The following is a 19,392-nucleotide window of genomic DNA, read 5'->3' on the forward strand; positions in this document are numbered from 1 at the left end:
CGCGGACGCCGCGCACTGCCCGGGCCAGCTCAGTCCACGGTCGCGAGGGACAGCGCGAACCTGCCGCCGGAGTCCGTCCACCACCGGCTCAGCCGAAGGCCGGCCGCGGCGAGTTCACCGCGCACCCCGTCCTTGCGGAACTTCGCCGACACCTCCGTCCGCAACTCCTCGCCGGCTTCGAACGACACCACCAGATCGAGTTCCGGGACCTTCACCGTGAGCGCCCGGCGGGCCCGCAGCCGCATCTCGATCCACTCCTCCCGCGGGTTCCACCGGGCCACGTGCTCGAAGTCGTCCAGTGCGAAGTCGGCGCCCAGTTCCCGGTCGACGACCGACAGGACGTTCCGGTTGAACGCGGCCGTCACCCCGGCCGCGTCGTCGTACGCCGCGACCAGCACCTCCTCGTCCTTCACCAGGTCCGTCCCGAGCAGCAACGTGTCACCGGGGGACAGCAGCGAGCGCACCGACGCCAGGAAAGCGGCCCGTTCGTCCGGCAGGAGATTGCCGATGGTGCCGCCGAGGAACGCCACGAGCCGTGGACCCGGAGTGTCCGGCAGCGACAGCTCCGCGGTGAAGTCGGCGATCAGCGCGTGCACCGACAGCGCCGGCCGCTCCTCCAGCAGCGCTTCCGCCGCGCCGCGCAGCGCGCTCTCGCTCACATCGACCGGCACGTAACTGTGCAGCTCCGGCAGCGCGTCCAGCACGTGCCGGGTCTTCTCCGAGGACCCCGAGCCCAGCTCCACGAGCGTCCGGGCACCGGAGGCGGCCGCGATCTCGGCCGCCCTGTCGATCAGGATCTCCCGCTCCGCGCGCGTCGGGTAGTACTCGGGCAGCCGGGTGATCTCCTCGAACAGCTCACTGCCGCGGGCGTCGTAGAACCACTTCGGCGGCAGCGTCTTCGGCTGCCGGGTCAGACCGTGCAGTACATCGGCGCGCAGCGCCGCGTCCGTCGCGTCCGCCGGCAGGGTACGGGTCAGCAGAAAGGGACTCACTCGGTCGGCTCCTTGAGCGGGGTCAGCAGAACGTCGGCGCGGGTCGCGGTCACCAGGGTGCGGTCGGGGACCTCGCGCCAGTGCGGATCGTCGTCGTACGGCTCGGAGGCGACGACCGTGTGCCGGCCGGGCTCGGCCAGGTACCACAAGGTGTCCCCCCAGGCCGTCGCCACGATGGTGAGGCCGTCGGTGAGCAGCAGATTGAGCCGGGATCCGGGCGCCGCCCCGGCGACCTCGCGCACGGTGTCGGCGACCGCCTCCGGGAGCGCGTCGCCCAGCGCCAGCCGGTGCCGCACGAGCGCCCACACGAACGCGGAGTCGGAGCGGGCGGTGAGCCCGAGCAGCTCGGCCGGGGGGAGCTTCGCCGCCGGGCGCGCCATCGAGCCGGGCCAGCCCTTCAGCGCGCCGTTGTGGCTGAAGAGCACACCGCCGCCGACGAAGGGCGCGGCCGCCGCCTCACCGTCCGGGTCCGCCTCGGTGGCGTCCCGGACCGCCGCCAGCAGGGCGGGGCTGCGCACCACTCTGGCGAGATCGGCGAAGGTCTGGTCGCCCCAGACGGGGCCCCGCCGGCGGTACCGTCCCGGCACCGGATCCCCGTCCGCGTACCACCCCACACCGAAACCGTCCGCGTTGACGGTCCCGTACCGCTGCCGGCGTGGTTCCCACGACTGCCGAACCAGCGAGTGCTCGGGCTTGTTCAGCACCACGCCCAGGGGTATCGGTGACCCCACATAAGCGATATGACGGCACATCAGGCGTCCCGGGCGGTGCGGAATCCGGAGAAGATCTGGCGCCGTACCGGCAGGTCCCAGTTGCGGAACGTCCCCCGGCAGGCCACCGCGTCCACCGCGAAGGAGCCGCCGCGCAGCACCTTGTGCTCCGGGCCGAAGAAGACCTCCGAGTACTCGCGGTAGGGGAACGGCGCAAAGCCCGGATAGGGAAGGAAATCGCTGGACGTCCACTCCCACACGTCGCCGATCAGCTGCCCGGCACCGGACGGTGCGCGCCCGGCGGCGTACGCTCCCGCCGGTGCGGGACGCAGATGGCGCTGCCCGAGGTTGGCGTGCTCCGGCGTCGGGTCCTCGTCGCCCCACGGGTACCGGCGGGAGCGCCCGGAGCCGGGATCGTGGCGGGCCGCCTTCTCCCACTCGGCCTCGGTGGGCAGCCTGCGGCCGGCCCAGCGGGCGTACGCGTCCGCCTCGTACCAGCTCACGTGCAGCACCGGCTCGTCCGCCGGGACCGGCTCGGTCACCCCGAAGCGCCGGCGCAGCCACTGCCCGGCGTCCCGGTGCCAGAACAGCGGCGCGGAGAGCCCGTGCTCACGGACCATGGCCCAGCCCTCGCCCGTCCACCAGCGCCGCTCGTCGTAGCCGCCGTCCTCGATGAACGCCCGGTAGGCGCCGCAGGTCACCGGGGCGGTGTCGACGAAGAAGCCGGGGACCTCGCGCCGGTGTGCGGGGCGCTCGTTGTCGAGCGCCCAGGGCTCCGTGGACGTCCCCATGGTGAACGGTCCGCCGGGCACCAGGACTTCCGTGGGCAGGGCGGCGCCGGTGGCCCGCGGCGGCTCCGGCGCGGTCAGCACGGCGGGGCCCGAGCGCAGTTGATGGGTGATCAGCATGGTCTCGTCGTGCTGCTGTTCATGCTGGGCGATCATCCCGAAGACGAACCCGGACCGTACCAGCGGGCGGTCGCCCAGCGGCGTGGACTCCAGTACGTCCAGTGCCCGTCCCCGCACCTCCGCGGCATAGGAGCGGGCCTCGGCGGGCGCCAGCAACGGCAGGGAGGGGCGGGTGGCCCGGGGATGTTCGAACGCGTCGTAGAGGCCGTCGATCTCCGGGCGCATGGCCTCGCGGCCGGCGACGCCGCGCAGCAGCCACAGCTCCTCCTGGTTGCCGATGTGCGCGAGGTCCCACACCAGCGGCGACATCAAGGGGGAGTGCTGGGCGGTGAGTTCGTGGTCGTCCACGCTGTCGGTCAGCAGCCCGGTGCGCTCGCGGGCGGTGAGCAGCGCGGCGAGCGCGCGCTCCCGGAGCGCTTCGGGGTCCTGGACGTCGGTACGGTGCCGGCCGTACGGCGAGGGAGCGGGGGAGTCGGTCATGAGAGGGTCCCCTTCGGGTGTTCCGATCCGTGGTGCCGGTCCGTCATGAGCCGCTCCCGCAGGTCGTCGGCCGGACATCGGCCCCGGGCGACATAGCGGTCCCGGAAGCCGGCCACCGCGTCCTGCACGGCCCTCGTCGCGCCCCTGCGCGGCAGCGCCTCCAGGGCCAGGTCGAAGCAGGCCGCCGCCGCGGCCCGCAGTTCCGGATCGGTCAGCCCGTCGCGGGCGGCCCCCGTCCAGAGCGGATTGCGGGGCGGGGCCAGGGGGCCCGCCGTCTCGGCCAGGGGTTTGACGGTGCGGTACACGGTCTCGGCGGCCTCCGGATCGTCGAACAGGGCAGTGGTGACGGCGAGCGGCACGAGCCAGCCGTCGTCACCGGGCTGCGCGTCGATCATGCGCAGCTCCAGGTGTCCCCGCGGGCGCACCGGCGGGAACAGCGTGGTGATGTGGTAATCGAGGTCGGCCCGCACCGGCCGGCGCGGCTCCCCGCGGCGGATCCAGTCCCGGAAGGTGAGCCCTTCGGGCACCGGCCAGGGCCCCTCGCCCTCCTGGATGCACAGGACGGGCGTGTCGAGCACGTAGGCCGTCCAGGCGTCACGCGGCGGGAGCTGCCCGGCCGGGGCGAGTGTGCGCAGCGGATCGAGGTCGGCCCACAGCGACTGGCGCGTCGACCGCCAGGGCGTCGGCCTCCCCAGCCGGAACGGCGAGTGGGCGAACGCGGCCACCAGCACGGCGCCGAGCAGATGGGCCAGCTGCCAGCGCCGCCCGTAGCCGAGCGGTCCCGGCTCCTCCTCTCCCGCGTCCAGACAGACCTGGACGGACGCGGTCGTGCACATCATGGCCCGGCCCGCGGGACCCGACCGGTCGAGCACGGTCTCCATGGCCTCGTAGCGCGGCCGGCGCAGGATCCGGCGCGGGGGGTGCCAGGGGTCGACGCCGAACCCGGCCGGAGCCAGGCCGAGTCGGCCGAGGGTCTCGCGCACGGCGACGAGATCGGCGGCCGTGTCGTTGATGCAGGCCATGAGCGAGTCGGCGGGACGCGAGCTGAGTTCGAGCTGGCCGCCGGGTTCGAACGTGAGCGCCGCGTTCAGCGGGAGCGCCCCGACGGCCGACGCGGCCGCGTCGAGGCGGTCGGGGGCCACGGGAACGCGGGGCCGGTCGCGGTCGTGCAGGAGCCACTCGAGTTCGACTCCCACGAGGCGGGGCGGTCCGTTCTTGAAGCAGATGCAGCGCAGTAAATCCTCGGCCTCGCCCTCACCGATGGGCGTGGTGCGTCCGGGCGGACCGTGTGCGCCAGGTGTGTCGGATGACATCTCGGGCCTCCTGTTCCGGTTCGACCGTCCTACCCAAACCCCTGCCGGGAGATCGCACAAGAGTGCCCCTGTGCGTCGGAAATTCACTTGCGCCCATGCCGCGGAGGCGTCGATCATGCCCCGTATGCACCATAAGGGGGAGCGCCGGTGAGCGCCCGGCTGCGCGGCATCGCGCGAGAGACCGAATCCATCGTCGAGGCGGGTCACTACCGCACACCGCAGGGCCGCGAGATCAGCATCGAGCGCGCGCTGTCCGCCGCCCTTTCGGGCACCAGGCTGTACGGCCCCGATCCCGTGCACGTCGCCGCACTGGACGGGAACCGGACACCGCGCATCGAGGTCACCGGCGAGAGCAGCCTTCAGGCGGCCGCCCGGATGACCGGCGAGCAACCCGGCAAGGTCGCCGTCCTGAACTACGCCTCCGCCCGCAACCCCGGCGGCGGCTACCTCAACGGGGCACAGGCGCAGGAGGAAGCACTCTGCCGCGGCTCGGCGCTGTACGCGACGCTGCTGCGCGCCCCGGAGTTCTACGCCCACCACCGGGCCGAGCGCAGCGCCTTCTACACCGACCGGGTGATCCACTCCCCGGGCGTGCCCGTCTTCCGCGACGACCGCGGCCGGCTGCTCGACACCCCGTACACGGCGGGATTCCTCACCTCGCCCGCGCCCAACGCCGGAGTGATCCGCAGCCGGACCCCCGAGTCGGCCCACCTCATCCCCGCCGCGCTCGCCTCACGCGCCGCGAGGGTCCTGGAGGTCGCCGCGGTCCGGGGCTACCGCAGGCTGGTCCTGGGCGCCTGGGGATGCGGCGTGTTCCAGAACGACCCGGCCGAAGTGGCGGGGGCCTTCCGCGCGCTGCTCACCGGCGGCGGTCGTTTCGCGGGCCACTTCGAACAGATCGTCTTCGGCATTCTCGGCCGCGATGCCGATTCGCCCACCAGGGCGGCCTTCGACCACGCGTTCGCCGGCGAGGCTCACGTCTCAGGCTGAGGTCGAGCCACAGGGTTCGACGGCGTTCCGACCACCGCGCGGGGGCTGTTCGGGCCGGCGGCCCGCCGCGGCGGCGGAAGCCCGCGGGCCGGGGCCGTGGCGGGTGCCGCGTGCGGTCACTTCCAGCCGTAGAGCTCCCGCAGGCGCACGACGACCAGATCGAACCTGTCCCGGTCCAGCGCGCAGGCCTCGCGCCGCATCCCGTCCTCGTGGACCCGCAGCACCCGGTCGAGATCGACCCACGAGGCCCGGCCCGAACTGTCCCAGGGCCCCGCTCCCAGCGCCACCCACTCCCGGTCCCGGTCGTGCTGCTTGCTGGACAGCTGTACGGCGAGCAGGGTGCCCGTCGCCTCGCGTGCGACGACGAGAACCGGACGGTCCTTGCCGCGCCCGTCGTTCTCCTCGAACGGCACCCAGGTCCAGACGATCTCGCCCGGATCGGGGTCGCCGTCGCGGTCGGGGGCGTAGGAGGTGCGGACCGGACCCACGTCGTGCGGGTCGGCCTGGGCGGTGGCGGTGGGACCGGCCTGGCCGGGGAAGGCGGACGGACCGCCCCTGTCGGCGCTGCGGTTCTGGATGGTCATCGCTCCACCGTAGGACCTGCGCGGCCCCGCGCGGGGAGCGGGTCCGCCGTAAGGGGCCCGATCCCGACGACGGGCGTACCTCAACCCGGGCCGTTACCGGGCCCGGCCCCGGCGCGGCCCCGCGCCGCACGGGTCTGTAAGACTGCCGGACGCGATGAGTCAGTTACCCCAGCAGCCCGCCGAAGGTCCCGTCCCGACCAGCGCCGACGTGGCGCGGCTCGCCGGCGTCTCGCGGGCCACCGTGTCCTATGTACTGAACAACAACACGGCCGTACGCATCAGCGATCCGACCCGCCGCCGGGTACGGGAGGCCGCCACCGAACTCGGCTACGTACCGCATGCGGCCGCCCGGAGCCTGCGCGCCGGGCACTCCCGCATGGTGCTCCTGCCGACCGCGAACCTTCCCTCCGCGCCGCTCCACCGCCGCTTCCTGCACGGGCTGGAGTCCGGTCTGCGGCATCTCGACTACACCGTCGTCCAATACGGCTCCCTCGGCCTGGACCCGGACGACGCCGCCCGCGCGTGGGCCGAACTGCGGCCCGTCGCCGTCATCGTGCCGGGGTCGGTCCCGCTCGCTCCGCAGGGCATCGCCGTTCTCCGGCGCTCCGGCGCCAAGGCCGTCATCACCCTGGGACCGCAGCCGGTGCCGGGCGCGCACGCGCTGATCACGGATCAGCGGGCGGTGGGACGCAGCGCCGTCCGTCATCTCCTGGAGCGCGGCCGGCGCCGGATCGGCGTGGTGATGCCCGCCGAACCCGGTCTCGCCCTGTTCGCCGGCGCCAGACTCGCCGGCGCCCGGCAGGCGGCCGACGGCGAGGCCCTGATCGACGAACTCCCGCTGCGGTACACCGAGGAGTCGGCCGCCGCACTCGCCGCCCGCTGGCGCACCCTCCGTCTCGACGCCGTCTTCGCGTACGACGACAGCTACGCGATGCTGCTCATGCGGGCCCTCCAGGACGCCGGAATCGAGGTGCCGGCGGAGACCGCGGTGATCGGCGCGGACGACTCCCTGCCGGCCAGGCTGCTCCGTCCCAGGCTCAGCAGCGTACGGATGGAACTGGCCACCGTGGAGCCGCTGGCCGACCTCGTCGACCGCCTGGTGCGGCACCCCGGGGCGGAGCCGGAACGGCACGACCTGCTGCGGGTCCGGACCGTCCACCGCGAGTCCAGCTGAACCGGACGCCGGCGCGACGACATGCGCGCGGAGCGCCCTTGCCCGAGGGCTGTCCCGTGATCCCTGGCGGGCGCACGACGACGGCTCCGGCACCTCGCCGCATGGTCGGACCGCCCGCATACGTCCAGCCCGAATACATCCCGTATGCGGGCGCCTCTCCGCCTTGCGATGCACCCCGTCCGACGCCGCGCGCTAATCCACCAGGAATCGCGGGACAGCCCTTAGCGTCATGACCATGAGCCATCCGCAGAGTTACGAGATCCTGCTCGTCCCCGCGTTCACCGACGGCAAGGGCGCGGCGGACAAGGGAGCCGGCACCGGCACGGAGGATCCCGAAGCGAAGGAATCCGATGTCCAGGATCCCGGTACGGGGGACGCCGGTGCCGGGGGTCCGGCTGCCGACGGGACCGGCGACGAGGGGCCGGACACCGAGGACCCGGGCGGCGAGAGGCCGGACACCGAGGACGCCGAGGTTGCTGAAGCCGCTGAAGGTGCCGAGGAGGTCGGGGGTGCTGAGGACCGCGAGGGTGCCGAGGTCACCGGCAGCCGGGTCGCGGGCAGCGGCGGCCCCGGCGCACCGATCCGCTCGGCGGTCGTGGCCGCCACCGGGGAGACGGGCGAGTCGGGTTATCCGCGCTACGAAGGCGACGGGATGGTCGCGGACATCGACCCGGCCACGCACACCGTCGAGGCGCTGCTCATCGACGGATCCGAGCTCGACTACGGACTCACGGTCCGCATCTCCCAGCGGAACGTGGACGGCTGACCTCCCCGCGGAACGTGGAAGGCTGACCTCGCCGGGGTCCAGCACGAGCGGCACAGCCGTCAGGGCCCGGCCGTCACCGGCCGGGCCCTGGGCGTCCGCGTGGTGCCGGCAGTGCCTACTTCTGTTCGTTCTGCTGTTCCGCGACGGACTTGCGCACCTCGTCCATGTCCAGCTTCCTGGCCTGGCCGATCACGTCCTCCAAGGCCGCCTCGGGCAGCGCGCCCGGCTGCGAGAAGACCGCCACGTTGTCCCGGACGATCATCAGTGTCGGGATGGACCGGATCTCGAAGGCCGCCGCCAGCTCCTGCTGCGCCTCCGTGTCGACCTTGGCGAAGACCAGGTCCGCGTGACGCTCGGACGCCGCGTCGTAGACGGGCGCGAACTGCCGGCACGGGCCGCACCAGGAAGCCCAGAAGTCGATCAGGACGAACTCGTTGTCACTGACGACCTGATCGAAGTTTTCCTTGGTGAGCTCTACGGTGCTCATGCTCTGCTACCTCTTCCTGTGCCCGTATCCACGTGTCGGGGACAACGGTGCCCGTGCTTGCGCTATTCCGCCTGCCCATGTGGCCGCGGCCCACACCCATGACCAGAATGGGCCCATGACACATGCTGTGGAGTCCGTCGCATACGACGTCGTGGTCATCGGTGCTGGTCCGGTGGGTGAGAACGTGGCCGACCGCGCCCGGGCCGCCGGGCTGAGCACCGCCATCGTGGAGTCGGAGCTCATCGGCGGCGAGTGTTCCTACTGGGCCTGCATGCCGAGCAAGGCCCTGCTGCGCCCCGTCGTCGCCCGGGCCGACGCCCGCCGCGTCCCGGGCCTCGCCGCCGCCGTCCAGGGCCCGCTCGACACCGCCGCCGTGCTCGCGCACCGCGATACCTACGCCTCGCACTGGAAGGACGACGGCCAGGTCGCCTGGCTGGAGGGGATCGGAGCCGACATCTTCCGCGGCCGGGGGCGGCTGACGGGCCCGAAGGCGGTCACCGTCACCGCGCCCGACGGTACGGAGCACCGGCTCACGGCCCGCCACGCGGTGGCCGTGTGCACGGGGAGCCGGGCCGTCGTCCCCGACCTGCCGGGCATGGAGAGCGCCCGGCCCTGGACCAGCCGGGAGGCGACGAGCGCGAAGGAGGTGCCCGGACGTCTCGTCGTCGTCGGCGGGGGAGTGGTCGGCGTGGAGATGGCCACGGTGTGGGGCGCCCTGGGCGCCGAGGTCACCATGCTGGTCCGCGGAAAGGGCCTGCTGCCCCGCATGGAGCCCTTTGCCGGCGAGCTGGTCGCCGAAGCGCTGACCGAGGCGGGGGCCGACATCCGTACGGGGGTCTCGGCCACCTCCGTCGAGCGCCCCGAGCCGGAGGGGCCGGTCACCGTCGGACTCGACAACGGTGAACGGATCGAGGCCGACGAGATCCTCTTCGCCACCGGCCGAGCGCCGCGCACCGACGACCTGGGCCTGGAGACGGTCGGCCTGAAGCCGGGGTCCTGGCTCACCGTCGACGACAGCTGCCAGGTCGAAGGCGTCCCGTGGCTCTATGCGGTCGGCGACGTGAACCACCGGGCGCTCCTGACGCACCAGGGCAAATACCAGGCCCGCATAGCGGGTGCGGCGATCGCCGCCCGCGCCCAGGGTGTCCCGCTCCTGGAAACGGACCGCTGGGGCGCCCACGCTGCCACCGCCGATCACGCGGCCGTCCCGCAGGTCGTCTTCACCGACCCGGAGGCGGCATCGGTGGGCCTCACCCTCGCCGAGGCGGAGCGGGCCGGCCACCGGGTCAGGGCCGTCGACCACGACCTCGCCGCCGTTGCCGGCTCCGGCCTGTACGCGGACGGCTACCGGGGCCGGGCCCGCATGATCGTCGACCTGGACCGGGAGATCCTGCTGGGGGTCACCTTCGTCGGACCCGGCATCGGCGAGCTCCTCCACTCGGCGACGATCGCGGTCGCCGGCGAGGTGCCCCTCGACCGCCTCTGGCACGCGGTTCCCGCCTACCCGACGATCAGCGAGATCTGGCTCCGGCTGCTGGAGACATACCGGGGCAACTAGGGCGTGTTTCGAAAGTAGCGCCGTCCGCCCGAAGGGCGGGCCCCGCGGCGTCTGGTGCGTGCGATCGCAAGGCGTGGACATGGTCTCGTAGCGGAGCTACCAGGGCATTTCCACAACGCGGCGAGCGTGCGTGCCAGGCGTCGCGGGGCAGGCGGGACTTTCAAAACACGCCCTAGGGCCTACCGGCTCGGGCTCATCGCTCGGGCTCATGCGGCAGTCCGGCCAGTCCGGACGGATGAGTCCGAGCCGTTCGGGCGGGGGCACAGCGGCGCCCCCGCCCGCAGGGCTCGGCCGTATCCCCGCCCGCACGGCTCCCGGCCCGCGCGACTCAGCGCCCGGTCGCCGGTGCCAGTGGCCGGCCGCAGCGCAGGTTCCACCGGCCCGCCCGGCCGCTGAGTTCCGTCAGCGCGAGCGGGGCGACGTCGATCCGCCAGAACGCCTGCGGCGGAAGCTCCAGCGCACCGACGACCGCTGCCCTGACCACCGCAGGCTCCACCACCGCCAGTACCCGCCCGGGACCGCCGCCGTCCAGCGAGTCGAGCCACGCCCCCACCCGGGCGCACAGGTCCAGCAGGGACTCGCCGCCGTGCGGGGACGCGGAGGGATCCGTGAGCCAGGCAGCCACGGCCTCTGGCTCGCTGGTGCTCACCTCATCCAGCCGGGAGCCGGCCCAGCGGCCCAACTCCCAGTCGCGGGCCTCCGGTTCGGCGGTGGCCTGCATGCCCAGGGCATCGGCGGTCAGGGCGCAGCGTCGGGACGGCCCGCGCACCGCGCGGTCCGCGGACGGCAACGTGGCCCCCGCGGCCCGGGCCTCCCGGAGCCCGGAGGCGTCAAGGGGTGCGTCACCGGCGAACCGGGCCTCGCGCAGCGCGGCGTTCATCGCCGGTGAGACCAACATCACCCGTACCGCCATACCCGTTCTCCACTCCCTGAACTGTGGTCACTTGGCCAAGCACACCATGGCATCCGGGGGCCTCCGCCCCGCCCGCAGGCACCATGGCGGCTCTCGCGCCCAGGCGGTATGGTCGCGACGACATGACGAAGGTGTGACGGAAGCCCGGTGAGAATCCGGCACGGTCGCGCCACTGTGAACCCGTCCCTGTGCGGGAAGTCAGACCCAGCACCTTCGTCTCAGGCACCACGATCGGGACGCGTGTTCCCTCAGGAGGTTCTGCCATGGCACAGACTGCTGCCCCCGCCGCCGTCACACCCGCCATCACCCCCATCTCGCTGAAGTCCCTTGCCCCTTGGGCGGTCTTCTTCGGCATCCTCATGCTGGTCCTGTTGTACTTCGTCGGCGCCGAGCAGGGCGCCACCGCGCTCATCTCGGGCGAGGGCGTGCACGAGTGGGTCCACGACGGCCGCCATCTCCTCGGTTTCCCCTGCCACTGATCCATCCGGCTCGTCCAGGGGAACCCCTCATGAACTCCATATCCGTCAGAGCCCTGTTGGTCCGGGGCATGCTGGCCGGCCTCGTCGCGGGCGCGTTCGCGCTTCTCGTCGCCTACTTTCTCGGCGAGTCCCGTGTCGACGCGGCCATCGCCCTCGAAGAGACGCACAGTCATGACCACGGCGGTGGCGAGGAACTCGTCAGCCGCACCATGCAGTCCACCGGCGGCCTCGCCACCGGGGTACTCGTCTTCGGCGTCGCCGTCGGCGGTATCGCCGCACTCGTGTTCTGTTACGCCCTCGGCCGGATGGGGCGCTTCGGCCCCAGGGCCACGGCGGCGCTGATCGCGGGAGCGGCCCTGTTGAGCGTGTACATCGTGCCGTTCCTGAAGTACCCGGCGAATCCGCCCGCGGTCGGTGACCCGGACACCATCGGGCGGCGCACCGCGCTGTTCTTCCTGATGGTCGCGCTCAGCGTCCTGCTGGCCGTGGCCGCCGTCATCCTCGGCAGGCGGCTGGCCCCGCGCCTGGGCAACTGGAACGCCACGATCGCCGCGGCCGCCGGTTATGTGCTCGTCATCGGCCTCGCCTACGCCTTCCTGCCCTCGTTCAACGAGGTCGGGCATGACTTCCCGGCCACACTGCTCTGGGAGTTCAGGCTGGCCACGCTCGCGGTGCAGATCACGCTCTGGACCACCTTCGGGCTGGTCTTCGGCTATCTCACCGAACGGCTGCTGGTGCCGAAGCCGGATGCGGTCACGGCCAAGGACGGCAGGACGAACCGGCCGGCCGCCGTCGGGGGCTGAGTCCGGGAGCAGCCACGCGCCCCGGAACGGCACGGCGTCGGCGGCAGAGCAGGAACACGGCGTCGACATCGCGCCGCCCCGGAACGGCGCGCCGGGGCGGCGTGCCGGGCGCACGGCACCGACATGCGCGCAGAGACCGCCGGGACCTCCCGGCGGTCTCTGCCGTGTACGGCGTCGGGCTTGCTGCTGCCCGGCGGTCTCTGCCGTGTACGGCGCCCGCTCACTCCTGCCCGGCGGGCCCGTCCCAGTCGATGCGGTAGTACTTCAGCCGGGCGTCCTCCTTCACGAGGCGCATGCCCGCTGCGGACATGACGCGCTGCGAGCCGGTGTTGTCGAGATCGGTGTCGCCGTGCACGCAGGCGACGCCCTGGTCACGGGCCAGCCGCAGCAGCGCGCGAAGCGCCTCGGAGGCGTATCCCCTGCCGCGCATCGACGGCACGAGCCCGTAGCCGATCGTGACGTGCCCCCTCGCGTCCGGCGCCCCGTGAAACCCGGCTCCGCCGATCACCAGCCCGTCCTCGCGGAGCCGTATCCCGTACGGGACGTACGGACTCGGATCGCCGCTCTCCGCGCAGGCGCCGAGGAACCGCGCGGCCGCCCCCCTCTCGCCGGGCCAGGGGTACCCCGGCGCCCATCGAACGCCCTCGCCCGGCCGGCCCGCCGCCACCTGCTCGGCATCGGCGACGGTCATCGGACGGAGGAGCAGGCGCGGTGTGACGAGGTCGGTCATGCCCCAGGAAGTACCACGCGGCCCGGCCGGGCCGCACCGGAATATCCGGCGGGGCCCGGCGGTCGAGGCGGCTGGAGGGGTGCCCGGCGGTGCGGGCGTCAGGCGCCGCCGGTCGGGGTGAACTCCCCGGACAGGGCGGACGCCAGCCGCAACTGCGTGTCCGCCTCGGCCTGGCGGCCCTGACGCTCCAGCGTGCGGCCGAGCATCAGCCGCGCGTACTGCTCGACCGGGTCGAGCTCCAGCACCGCACGCAACTCCGTCTCGGCGCGGACGAGCCGGGCCGAGTGGTAGTAGGCCCGCGCCAGCAGCAGCCGCGGGGCGACCTGCTCCGGCGTCTCCTCGACGAGGCCGGCCAGAATCCGGGCCGCGGTCGTGTACTCCTTCGACTCGAAGAAGAACTGCGCGCGGTCCCAGCGCTCGGCGGCGGTACCGAACTCGTAGTAGGTGTCGCTCATGTGACCTCCTCGGTCAAGGGCGCCGCCGGGTCCTTCCCGTACGATCCACCCGCGTCAACACGGAGAGGTGGTTTAACATTCCACTAAATATTCGGCGTGGGTGCCGCCCGCCCGGAGTCGCACGGGAATAGGTTGACCGCCATGAGCAATCTCGATCGCCAGGCCGCACTCTCCGTCTGCGGGGGCCGGGGTTTCGTCGTCGCCGAACCCGTACGTGAACTCCTCAGCCCGCGCCACGTCCGGCTCGGCGAGTCCACCGAGGTCCGCAGACTGCTGCCCAATCTCGGCCGGCGCATGGTGGGGGCCTGGGCCTTCGTCGACCACTACGGCCCCGACGACATCGCCGACGAGCCCGGGATGCAGGTCCCGCCCCACCCCCACATGGGCCTGCAGACCGTCAGTTGGCTGCACGAGGGGGAGGTCCTGCACCGCGACAGCCTGGGCAGCCTCGCGACGATCCGTCCGCGCGAACTCGGCCTCATGACCTCCGGCCGCGCCATCAGCCACTCCGAGGAGAGCCCCCGGCCGCACGCCGCGCTCCTGCACGGCGCCCAGCTGTGGGTCGCCCTCCCCGAGGCCCACCGCAACGTCGAGCCGCACTTCCAGCACCACGCGGAGCTGCCGACCGTCACCGCCCCCGGCCTCACGGCCACGGTGATCCTCGGCTCGCTCGACGGCGCCGCCTCCCCCGGTACCGCGTACACCCCGATCGTCGGCGCCGACCTCGCCCTGAGCGGAGGGGCGCAAGCGCGGCTCCCGCTGGACCCCGACTTCGAGTACGCCGTGCTGTCGATGTCCGGCGAGGTGGACGTCGACGGAGTCCCGGTCCTCCCCGGCTCGATGCTCTACCTCGGCTGCGGACGCACCGAACTGCCCCTGCGCGCGGAGTCCGACGCCGGTCTGATGCTCCTGGGCGGTGAGCCGTTCGAGGAGGAGATCGTGATGTGGTGGAACTTCGTGGGAAGAACCCAGGACGATATCGCCAAGGCCCGCGAGGACTGGATGAACGGTGATCGGTTCGGGGCCGTACGCGGCTATGACGGCGCCCCGCTCCCTGCGCCGGCCTTGCCCCCTGTGCCATTGAAGCCCCGGGGTCGTGTGCGCTGACCTGTCCGATCGGCGCCGAAGGGCCCCTCCTCGTTCGCTGCCGCTCGGTGCGATCGTGGCCGAGTTGCCCTGGGCCACTGCCGAGGAGGGGCCATGATCAGTGACTTTCCCGGTCCTCCGACTCGGGGCCGTGGTCGTCGGCATAGACGCATCCCCGCAAGCACGGGCAGCCGCCCTGGGCGCGGTGGCGGAAGCGGACCGTAGGGAGCGGCCCTTGCACCTCGTCGATGCCACCGATACCGGGCGGCCCGCCATCCTCTCGTCAGCCGACACCATCCAGGCGTTGCGCGAGACGGCACGCGATCTGCCGGCCGGTACAGCCCGTTCCCCGTCGACCCGTACTACCTGCAGGCCGGCACCATCGCCGCGGCGAACGCCGCGCTGATCGCCGCCCAAGCCCCGAAGCACTTCGGCTTCAAGCGCGGCATGACCTGGCTCAACGCCGTAAACGACCAGGTCGCGGGCATCGGGCAGATGGTCGTCCCCGGCCCCCCGCGCGACTCCCTGCACATCCTGGACGCCCTGCTGAACCTCGACGGCCGGGTGAAGCCGGAGAGGGTGGCGACCGGCAACGCCTCGTACTCCGACATGGTGTTCGGCCTGTTCAAGATCCTCGGCTACAACTTCAGCCCCCGCTTCCGCGACCTGGACGACCAGCGGTTCTGGCGGGCCACCAGGCCCGGCGTCGAGACCGGCACCTAGGGCCCGGTGGATGACCTGGGCCGCAGCCGGGTCATCCTGAAGAAGGTGATCACGCACCGGCCCGACATGCTGAAGGTCGCCGGCTCGCTGGTCACTAACCAGGTCCGCGCCTGCGACCTGCTGCGCACCTGAGGGTCACGAACTCCGTGAGGAGGACATCGCCCGGCTCTCCCCTCGCTCCAGCACCGCAACCTGAACATGCTCGACCGATACGGCTTCACCGCCGGCACCCCAGCCGCAGGCGCCCTGCGCCCACTGCGCGACACGAACGCGCCCGAGCGGGACGAGGACGACGACGAGTCGGTCGGCTCGGAGTGAGTGGGGCTGTCACTACCGGCCGTCGCCCGGCGTCACAGGAGGGCGCCGCCGGAGACCTCGATGCGCTGGGCGGTGACCCAGCGCATTCCCTCGGAGGCCAGCGTGGCAATGGCGTCGCCGATCTCCTCAGGTTCGCCGACGCGGCCGAGCGCGGTCTGTCCGGCCAGAACCTGGCGCATTCCGGCGTCGTCCCGCATCGCTCCGCCGTTGAAGTCGGTGGCGGTCGGCCCCGGGGCGATGGAGTTGACCCGGATGCCGCGAGGTCCGAGTTCCGCGGCGAGGGTGCGGCTCAGAGCTTCGACGGCGGCCTTCGAGGCGGAGTAGACCGAGGTGGCGGGGCTGGCGTGGCGGGTCAGTGATGTCGAGACGTTAATGACCTGGCCGCCCTGGGCCAGCAGCGGCACGAGCGACTGGATGAGGAAGAACGTGCCCCGGACGTTGGTGCCCATCACCGTGTCGAAGTCGTCGATCGTGACAGTCTCCAGCGGCCCGAAGACTCCCACCCCCGCGTTGTTGACCAGGATGTCGAACCGCGAAGTGCCCCAGCGCTCCAGCTGCGCGCCCAGTTCGGAGGTGAAGGACGCGAAAGAGGAGACGTCGCTGATGTCGAGCCGGAGAGCAGCGGCTGTCCCGCCCATGGCCTGCACCTGTTCCACCGTCGTGTCAGCCCCGGCCGCATCACCGCGGTGGGTGACCACGACCCGCACCCCACGTGTGGCCAGGGCGAGGGCCGCGCTGCGCCCGAGGCCGCGATTCGCACCGGTCACCAAAGCGATCTTGTCGACTGTCATGAACGTCCTCCACTGTGCGACAACCAGGATGTGCCGAGGTGCCGCAGCTCAGATGCGAGTCACTCGACTCGCCTTACTGCTGCACCGTAAACGGGCCCCCGAGGCGAGTCAAGTGACTCGCCTCGGGGGTGCGGCATACTCTCCGCATGGCAGCAGAACTCAGCGCGCATCACCGCAGGCTCGCCCAGCAGAAGCGCGAGGCGATCACTACCGCGGCCACAGAACTGTTCTTGGACCGTGGCTACGACGGCACCTCCCTCGCACGGATCGCCGAAGCGGCCGGGGTCTCGAAGTCCACCCTGTTCAAGCAGTTCCCCACCAAGGCGGCCCTCTTCGAGGCCATCGTCACCGAGTCCTGGCAGCGCGACGCCGGCGATACCGCCGCGCGGCCCCAGGCGGGAGATCTGCGCTCCGGGCTGACGGTCATCGGCCACCGCTACGCCGATCTGATCAGCCAGCCCCGCATGACGGGCCTGTTCCGGATCGTCATCGCCGAACTGCCTCGTTTCCCCGAGCTGGGACGGATGCAGTTCCAGCTCGGCAAACTGCCCTACTTCGCCTCCGTCCAGCACTACTTGGAATCCGAGCATGAGGCGGGCAACGCCGATGTGCCCGACGCTGAGAGCGCCGCGAACCAGTTCCTGGGCATGATCGCCAACTACGTCCTGTGGCCCCGCATGCTTCTGACCGGCTGGAACCCCGCAGCCTCCGACATCCACAACGCCGTCGAAGAGGCCGTCCAGACCATGCTCGCCCGATACACCCCCAACCCGCCGGCCTGACCCGGCGAAGCCGGTCAGCCGAGAGGGCGGGCGCGGCAGGTCCGCAGAATCTCGTCGGACAGTTCGGGCTGGACGTGGCTCACGGCGCGGGCGAGGACCATCGCCCCCACGAGCCGGCTGAGCAGCAGCACCGCGCGCTCCCGCGCCTCCTGTGAGGTGATCTCCCCTTCGTGCTCGCGGGCGAACTCCTCGGCGAAACCGGTGAGGTACCCCTCCACGCCGGCCGCGTAGACGCTCTGGATAGTGTCGCTGTGCCGTCCGGCGTCGATGACCAGGGAGGCGGAGGGGCAGCCGCCGTCCGAGGCGTCGCGGTGGGCGGCCGAAAGATAGCTGTCCACCACTCGGTTCAGCGGTGGGCCGGTGAGATCGGCGCCTTCCTCGAGGAGCTGCTCCAGGGAGCCCAGGGAGGCTTTGAACGAGGCGCCGCACGCCTCGGCGGCCAGATCGTCCTTGGACGCGAAGTGGTTGTAGAAGCCGCCGTGGGTCAGGCCCGCTTCCTTCATCAGTTCGGCGATGCCTACGGCATCGACGCCCTTCGAGCGGAACATGCGCCCGGCCGCCTCGACGATGTTCTGCCGGTTCCTGGCCTTGTCTTCCCTGGTGATCCGCGGCATGGCCGCCCTCCTGTCGGCAGTGCTTGACGTTTTCGATGTTACTCCTCATCATTCTTTTTGATGATGAGCATCATCAAAGAGTGAGTGGAGGCGCCCATGCGCACCGTGGAGTACACGCGGCAAGGGGAAGCCGCCCAGGTACTGACGCTGAGGGAGGAGGCCCGCCGGCCGACTCCCGGCAGCGGAGAGGTTCTGGTCCGCATGCTGGTCCGGCCCATCCATCCGGGGGACCTGATCGGTGTGGAGGGTCTGCCGGGGCAGCCCGAACAGCAGTCGGGGGCCCGGACTCCCGTCAGGTGCTGTTCCTCGCCGGCGACGACGCCGATGCCAAGAACACCGTGAGAGACCTGACCTCTGAGTTCGGCTTCGCCCCCGTCGACCTCGGAAGGCTGCGCGAGGGAGGACGCCTCATCCAGCTCGGCGGTCCCCTGTCCGCCCTTCACGCCCTCAAGCAGGACTGATCCCACCCACCCGCTCGTGCTCCTCGTGTCCGCGCGGAGCGCCTCCCCTCACGAAAGAGACGTTCATGTCCGACCTGACCTCAGTACCCGGCACCCAGCCCCTCCTGCAGCCTGTTCAACTGGGCGCGCTCAAGCTGCCCAACCGCGTCGTCATGGCTCCCATGACGCGCTCCCGAGCCGACAACGAGGACCTGGCCCCCACCGCCCTGCACGCCACCTACTACACGCAGCGCGCCGGCGCCGGCCTGATCATCAGCGAAGGGACCTGGGTCAGCACGGACGCGATCGGCTTCATCAACGTCCCAGGCATCTACACCGACGCCCAGACCGCCGGCTGGGCCAAGGTCACCGAAGCTGTGCACTCCGCTGGAGGCAGGATCGTCTCGCAACTCGGCCACGCCGGCGCCGCCTCCCACCCGGATCACCACGGCGGCAGGCTCCCCGCCGGCCCTTCAGCGATCAATCCCCACGAGATGACCTACACCCCCGACGGCCCGAAGGACTCCCTCACCCCACGCGCCCTGAGCGCCGCAGAGATCGCCACCACGATCGGCACCTACCGGCAGGCAGCCGCCAACGCCCTGCACGCCGGGTTCGACGGCCTCGAGATCCACGCACAGGTGTCCCACCTCGTGGCCCAGTTCCTCAACCCACGGCTCAACCAGCGCACCGACGCCTACGGCGGCACCAGTGAAAAGCGGGCCCAGTTCCTCCTCGACATCGTGGACGCCGTCACCAGCGTGTGGGGCAGCGACCGCATCGGAATCAAACTCTCGCCCTACTGGAATCACGGACCTGCCTTCACCGCGGACGCCGAGACGCTGGACGAGTACGACCAGCTCCTCAAGCGCCTCAACGACAGCAACCTGGCCTACCTCCACCTCCTCGGCCCGGAACCCGACACAGGAACCGACACCCTCACCGCATTCACCCGCTACCGCGCCCACTACCACGGCGCCGTCATCGCCAACCTCGGCTTCACGCAAGCGCGCGGCAACGCGCTGCTCGAACGGCAACTGGCCGACGCGGTTTCCTTCGGCGCCCCCTTCATCGCCAATCCAGACCTCGTCGATCGATTCACCCACGGCCACCCCCTCGCCACCGACAACCGCGACACGCACTTCGCGGGTGGAGCGGAGGGATACACGGACTACCCCACAGGGATCGGCTCCTACCAGTAGTTGTGCCCGCGCGTCAGACGCGTCAGTCGGTGAAGGCTTCACCCGGTGCGCGACCGAGCCGGGCGGCACCGTCACCGGGGTCGCGCCGCTCCGC

Annotated in this window: 19 protein-coding genes and 3 pseudogenes; 11 read left to right on the forward strand and 11 right to left on the reverse strand. The window is 71.8% G+C overall.

Features of this window, described 5'->3' with window-relative positions; translation table 11 throughout:
- Window positions 1–29: 29 nt before the first annotated feature.
- From egtD to egtA, 4 genes are read right to left on the reverse strand one after another with little or no spacing between them, the layout of a single operon-like run.
- On the reverse strand, window positions 30–992 hold the full coding sequence (gene egtD / locus E6R60_RS07755) for an L-histidine N(alpha)-methyltransferase (RefSeq protein ID WP_136325690.1): 963 nt from the start codon (window positions 990–992) through the stop codon (window positions 30–32).
- Entirely contained in the window at window positions 989–1,744 is a 756-nt protein-coding gene (gene egtC / locus E6R60_RS07760; protein ID WP_136325691.1) for an ergothioneine biosynthesis protein EgtC, read from the reverse strand. Before egtC ends, egtD begins: the two co-directional genes overlap by 4 nt.
- Entirely contained in the window at window positions 1,744–3,090 is a 1,347-nt protein-coding gene (gene egtB / locus E6R60_RS07765; RefSeq protein WP_136325692.1) for an ergothioneine biosynthesis protein EgtB, read from the reverse strand. Before egtB ends, egtC begins: the two co-directional genes overlap by 1 nt.
- Complete coding sequence (gene egtA, locus E6R60_RS07770) at window positions 3,087–4,403, reverse strand: ergothioneine biosynthesis glutamate--cysteine ligase EgtA (RefSeq protein WP_136325693.1); 1,317 nt, start codon at window positions 4,401–4,403, stop codon at window positions 3,087–3,089. Before egtA ends, egtB begins: the two co-directional genes overlap by 4 nt.
- Before the next feature lie 147 nt (window positions 4,404–4,550).
- On the opposite strand from egtA, the gene E6R60_RS07775 reads away from it, so the two are divergent.
- Window positions 4,551–5,393, forward strand: coding sequence for a TIGR02452 family protein (locus tag E6R60_RS07775; RefSeq protein WP_136325694.1), 843 nt, complete (start codon window positions 4,551–4,553; stop codon window positions 5,391–5,393).
- A gap of 116 nt (window positions 5,394–5,509) precedes the next feature.
- Here the strand turns inward: E6R60_RS07775 and E6R60_RS07780 are convergent, their stop codons facing one another.
- Window positions 5,510–5,977 carry a type II toxin-antitoxin system PemK/MazF family toxin gene (locus E6R60_RS07780; protein WP_136325695.1) on the reverse strand — a complete coding sequence of 156 codons (468 nt, stop codon included), beginning with the start codon at window positions 5,975–5,977 and terminating at the stop codon, window positions 5,510–5,512.
- Window positions 5,978–6,131: 154 nt separating this feature from the next.
- On the opposite strand from E6R60_RS07780, the gene E6R60_RS07785 reads away from it, so the two are divergent.
- Window positions 6,132–7,151: a LacI family DNA-binding transcriptional regulator gene (locus E6R60_RS07785; RefSeq protein WP_136325696.1), complete on the forward strand. Its 1,020-nt coding sequence runs from the start codon at window positions 6,132–6,134 to the stop codon at window positions 7,149–7,151.
- A 559-nt stretch (window positions 7,152–7,710) separates the two neighbouring features.
- Window positions 7,711–7,917: pseudogene (locus E6R60_RS37220) on the forward strand (hypothetical protein); the annotation flags it as partial.
- Window positions 7,918–8,032: 115 nt separating this feature from the next.
- Here E6R60_RS37220 and trxA read toward each other — a convergent pair.
- Entirely contained in the window at window positions 8,033–8,404 is a 372-nt protein-coding gene (gene trxA, locus E6R60_RS07795; RefSeq protein ID WP_136325698.1) for a thioredoxin, read from the reverse strand.
- Window positions 8,405–8,519: 115 nt separating this feature from the next.
- Between trxA and E6R60_RS07800 the strand changes: the two genes are divergently transcribed.
- Window positions 8,520–9,962, forward strand: coding sequence for an NAD(P)/FAD-dependent oxidoreductase (locus E6R60_RS07800; RefSeq protein ID WP_206309341.1), 1,443 nt, complete (start codon window positions 8,520–8,522; stop codon window positions 9,960–9,962).
- A gap of 328 nt (window positions 9,963–10,290) precedes the next feature.
- Here E6R60_RS07800 and E6R60_RS07805 read toward each other — a convergent pair whose 3' ends face one another.
- A complete protein-coding gene (locus E6R60_RS07805) occupies window positions 10,291–10,875 on the reverse strand; it encodes a histidine phosphatase family protein (protein ID WP_136325699.1) in 585 nt (194 codons plus the stop codon).
- Window positions 10,876–11,138: 263 nt separating this feature from the next.
- Here E6R60_RS07805 and E6R60_RS07810 point away from each other — a divergent pair, with 263 nt between their 5' ends.
- Together E6R60_RS07810 and E6R60_RS07815 are read left to right on the forward strand one after the other, a co-directional pair.
- Window positions 11,139–11,354: a CbtB domain-containing protein gene (locus E6R60_RS07810; protein ID WP_136325700.1), complete on the forward strand. Its 216-nt coding sequence runs from the start codon at window positions 11,139–11,141 to the stop codon at window positions 11,352–11,354.
- 29 nt (window positions 11,355–11,383) lie between these two features.
- Window positions 11,384–12,157, forward strand: a complete 774-nt coding sequence (locus tag E6R60_RS07815) for a CbtA family protein (RefSeq protein ID WP_136325701.1) — start codon at window positions 11,384–11,386, stop codon at window positions 12,155–12,157.
- 220 nt (window positions 12,158–12,377) lie between these two features.
- Here E6R60_RS07815 and E6R60_RS07820 read toward each other — a convergent pair whose 3' ends face one another.
- Window positions 12,378–12,887: a GNAT family N-acetyltransferase gene (locus tag E6R60_RS07820; RefSeq protein ID WP_136325702.1), complete on the reverse strand. Its 510-nt coding sequence runs from the start codon at window positions 12,885–12,887 to the stop codon at window positions 12,378–12,380.
- A gap of 98 nt (window positions 12,888–12,985) precedes the next feature.
- A complete protein-coding gene (locus tag E6R60_RS07825; RefSeq protein WP_136325703.1) occupies window positions 12,986–13,342 on the reverse strand; it encodes a tetratricopeptide repeat protein in 357 nt (118 codons plus the stop codon).
- A gap of 141 nt (window positions 13,343–13,483) precedes the next feature.
- On the opposite strand from E6R60_RS07825, the gene E6R60_RS07830 reads away from it, so the two are divergent.
- Together E6R60_RS07830 and E6R60_RS37925 are read left to right on the forward strand one after the other, a co-directional pair.
- A complete protein-coding gene (locus tag E6R60_RS07830) occupies window positions 13,484–14,449 on the forward strand; it encodes a pirin family protein (protein WP_136325704.1) in 966 nt (321 codons plus the stop codon).
- Between the two features lie 330 nt (window positions 14,450–14,779).
- A pseudogene (locus tag E6R60_RS37925) lies at window positions 14,780–15,469 on the forward strand (Tn3 family transposase); the annotation flags it as partial.
- Between the two features lie 32 nt (window positions 15,470–15,501).
- On the opposite strand, the gene E6R60_RS07840 reads toward E6R60_RS37925, so the two are convergent.
- Entirely contained in the window at window positions 15,502–16,260 is a 759-nt protein-coding gene (locus E6R60_RS07840) for an SDR family oxidoreductase (protein ID WP_136325705.1), read from the reverse strand.
- A gap of 146 nt (window positions 16,261–16,406) precedes the next feature.
- Here E6R60_RS07840 and E6R60_RS07845 point away from each other — a divergent pair, with 146 nt between their 5' ends.
- Complete coding sequence (locus E6R60_RS07845) at window positions 16,407–17,042, forward strand: TetR/AcrR family transcriptional regulator (protein WP_136325706.1); 636 nt, start codon at window positions 16,407–16,409, stop codon at window positions 17,040–17,042.
- Between the two features lie 14 nt (window positions 17,043–17,056).
- Here E6R60_RS07845 and E6R60_RS07850 read toward each other — a convergent pair whose 3' ends face one another.
- Entirely contained in the window at window positions 17,057–17,656 is a 600-nt protein-coding gene (locus E6R60_RS07850) for a TetR/AcrR family transcriptional regulator (protein ID WP_136325707.1), read from the reverse strand.
- Window positions 17,657–17,946: 290 nt separating this feature from the next.
- Here E6R60_RS07850 and E6R60_RS07860 point away from each other — a divergent pair.
- Window positions 17,947–18,117, forward strand: a pseudogene (locus E6R60_RS07860) (NADP oxidoreductase); the annotation flags it as partial.
- Window positions 18,118–18,182: 65 nt separating this feature from the next.
- Window positions 18,183–19,298, forward strand: a complete 1,116-nt coding sequence (locus E6R60_RS07865; RefSeq protein ID WP_136325708.1) for an alkene reductase — start codon at window positions 18,183–18,185, stop codon at window positions 19,296–19,298.
- Window positions 19,299–19,392 lie beyond the last annotated feature (94 nt).

Origin of the sequence: Streptomyces sp. A0642, assembly GCF_004795105.1 — a bacterium.
GTDB lineage: Bacteria > Actinomycetota > Actinomycetes > Streptomycetales > Streptomycetaceae > Streptomyces.

Coding starts and splice junctions, on each gene's coding strand:
- egtC (WP_136325691.1), bottom strand. CDS start 1,744: ATGTGCCGTCATATCGCTTATGTGGGGTCACCGATACCCCTGGGCGTG.
- egtB (WP_136325692.1), bottom strand. CDS start 3,090: ATGACCGACTCCCCCGCTCCCTCGCCGTACGGCCGGCACCGTACCGAC.
- egtA (WP_136325693.1), bottom strand. CDS start 4,403: ATGTCATCCGACACACCTGGCGCACACGGTCCGCCCGGACGCACCACG.
- E6R60_RS07780 (WP_136325695.1), bottom strand. CDS start 5,977: ATGACCATCCAGAACCGCAGCGCCGACAGGGGCGGTCCGTCCGCCTTC.
- E6R60_RS07785 (WP_136325696.1), top strand. CDS start 6,132: ATGAGTCAGTTACCCCAGCAGCCCGCCGAAGGTCCCGTCCCGACCAGC.
- trxA (WP_136325698.1), bottom strand. CDS start 8,404: ATGAGCACCGTAGAGCTCACCAAGGAAAACTTCGATCAGGTCGTCAGT.
- E6R60_RS07800 (WP_206309341.1), top strand. CDS start 8,520: ATGACACATGCTGTGGAGTCCGTCGCATACGACGTCGTGGTCATCGGT.
- E6R60_RS07805 (WP_136325699.1), bottom strand. CDS start 10,875: ATGGCGGTACGGGTGATGTTGGTCTCACCGGCGATGAACGCCGCGCTG.
- E6R60_RS07810 (WP_136325700.1), top strand. CDS start 11,139: ATGGCACAGACTGCTGCCCCCGCCGCCGTCACACCCGCCATCACCCCC.
- E6R60_RS07815 (WP_136325701.1), top strand. CDS start 11,384: ATGAACTCCATATCCGTCAGAGCCCTGTTGGTCCGGGGCATGCTGGCC.
- E6R60_RS07820 (WP_136325702.1), bottom strand. CDS start 12,887: ATGACCGACCTCGTCACACCGCGCCTGCTCCTCCGTCCGATGACCGTC.
- E6R60_RS07825 (WP_136325703.1), bottom strand. CDS start 13,342: ATGAGCGACACCTACTACGAGTTCGGTACCGCCGCCGAGCGCTGGGAC.
- E6R60_RS07830 (WP_136325704.1), top strand. CDS start 13,484: ATGAGCAATCTCGATCGCCAGGCCGCACTCTCCGTCTGCGGGGGCCGG.
- E6R60_RS07840 (WP_136325705.1), bottom strand. CDS start 16,260: ATGACAGTCGACAAGATCGCTTTGGTGACCGGTGCGAATCGCGGCCTC.
- E6R60_RS07845 (WP_136325706.1), top strand. CDS start 16,407: ATGGCAGCAGAACTCAGCGCGCATCACCGCAGGCTCGCCCAGCAGAAG.
- E6R60_RS07850 (WP_136325707.1), bottom strand. CDS start 17,656: ATGCCGCGGATCACCAGGGAAGACAAGGCCAGGAACCGGCAGAACATC.
- E6R60_RS07865 (WP_136325708.1), top strand. CDS start 18,183: ATGTCCGACCTGACCTCAGTACCCGGCACCCAGCCCCTCCTGCAGCCT.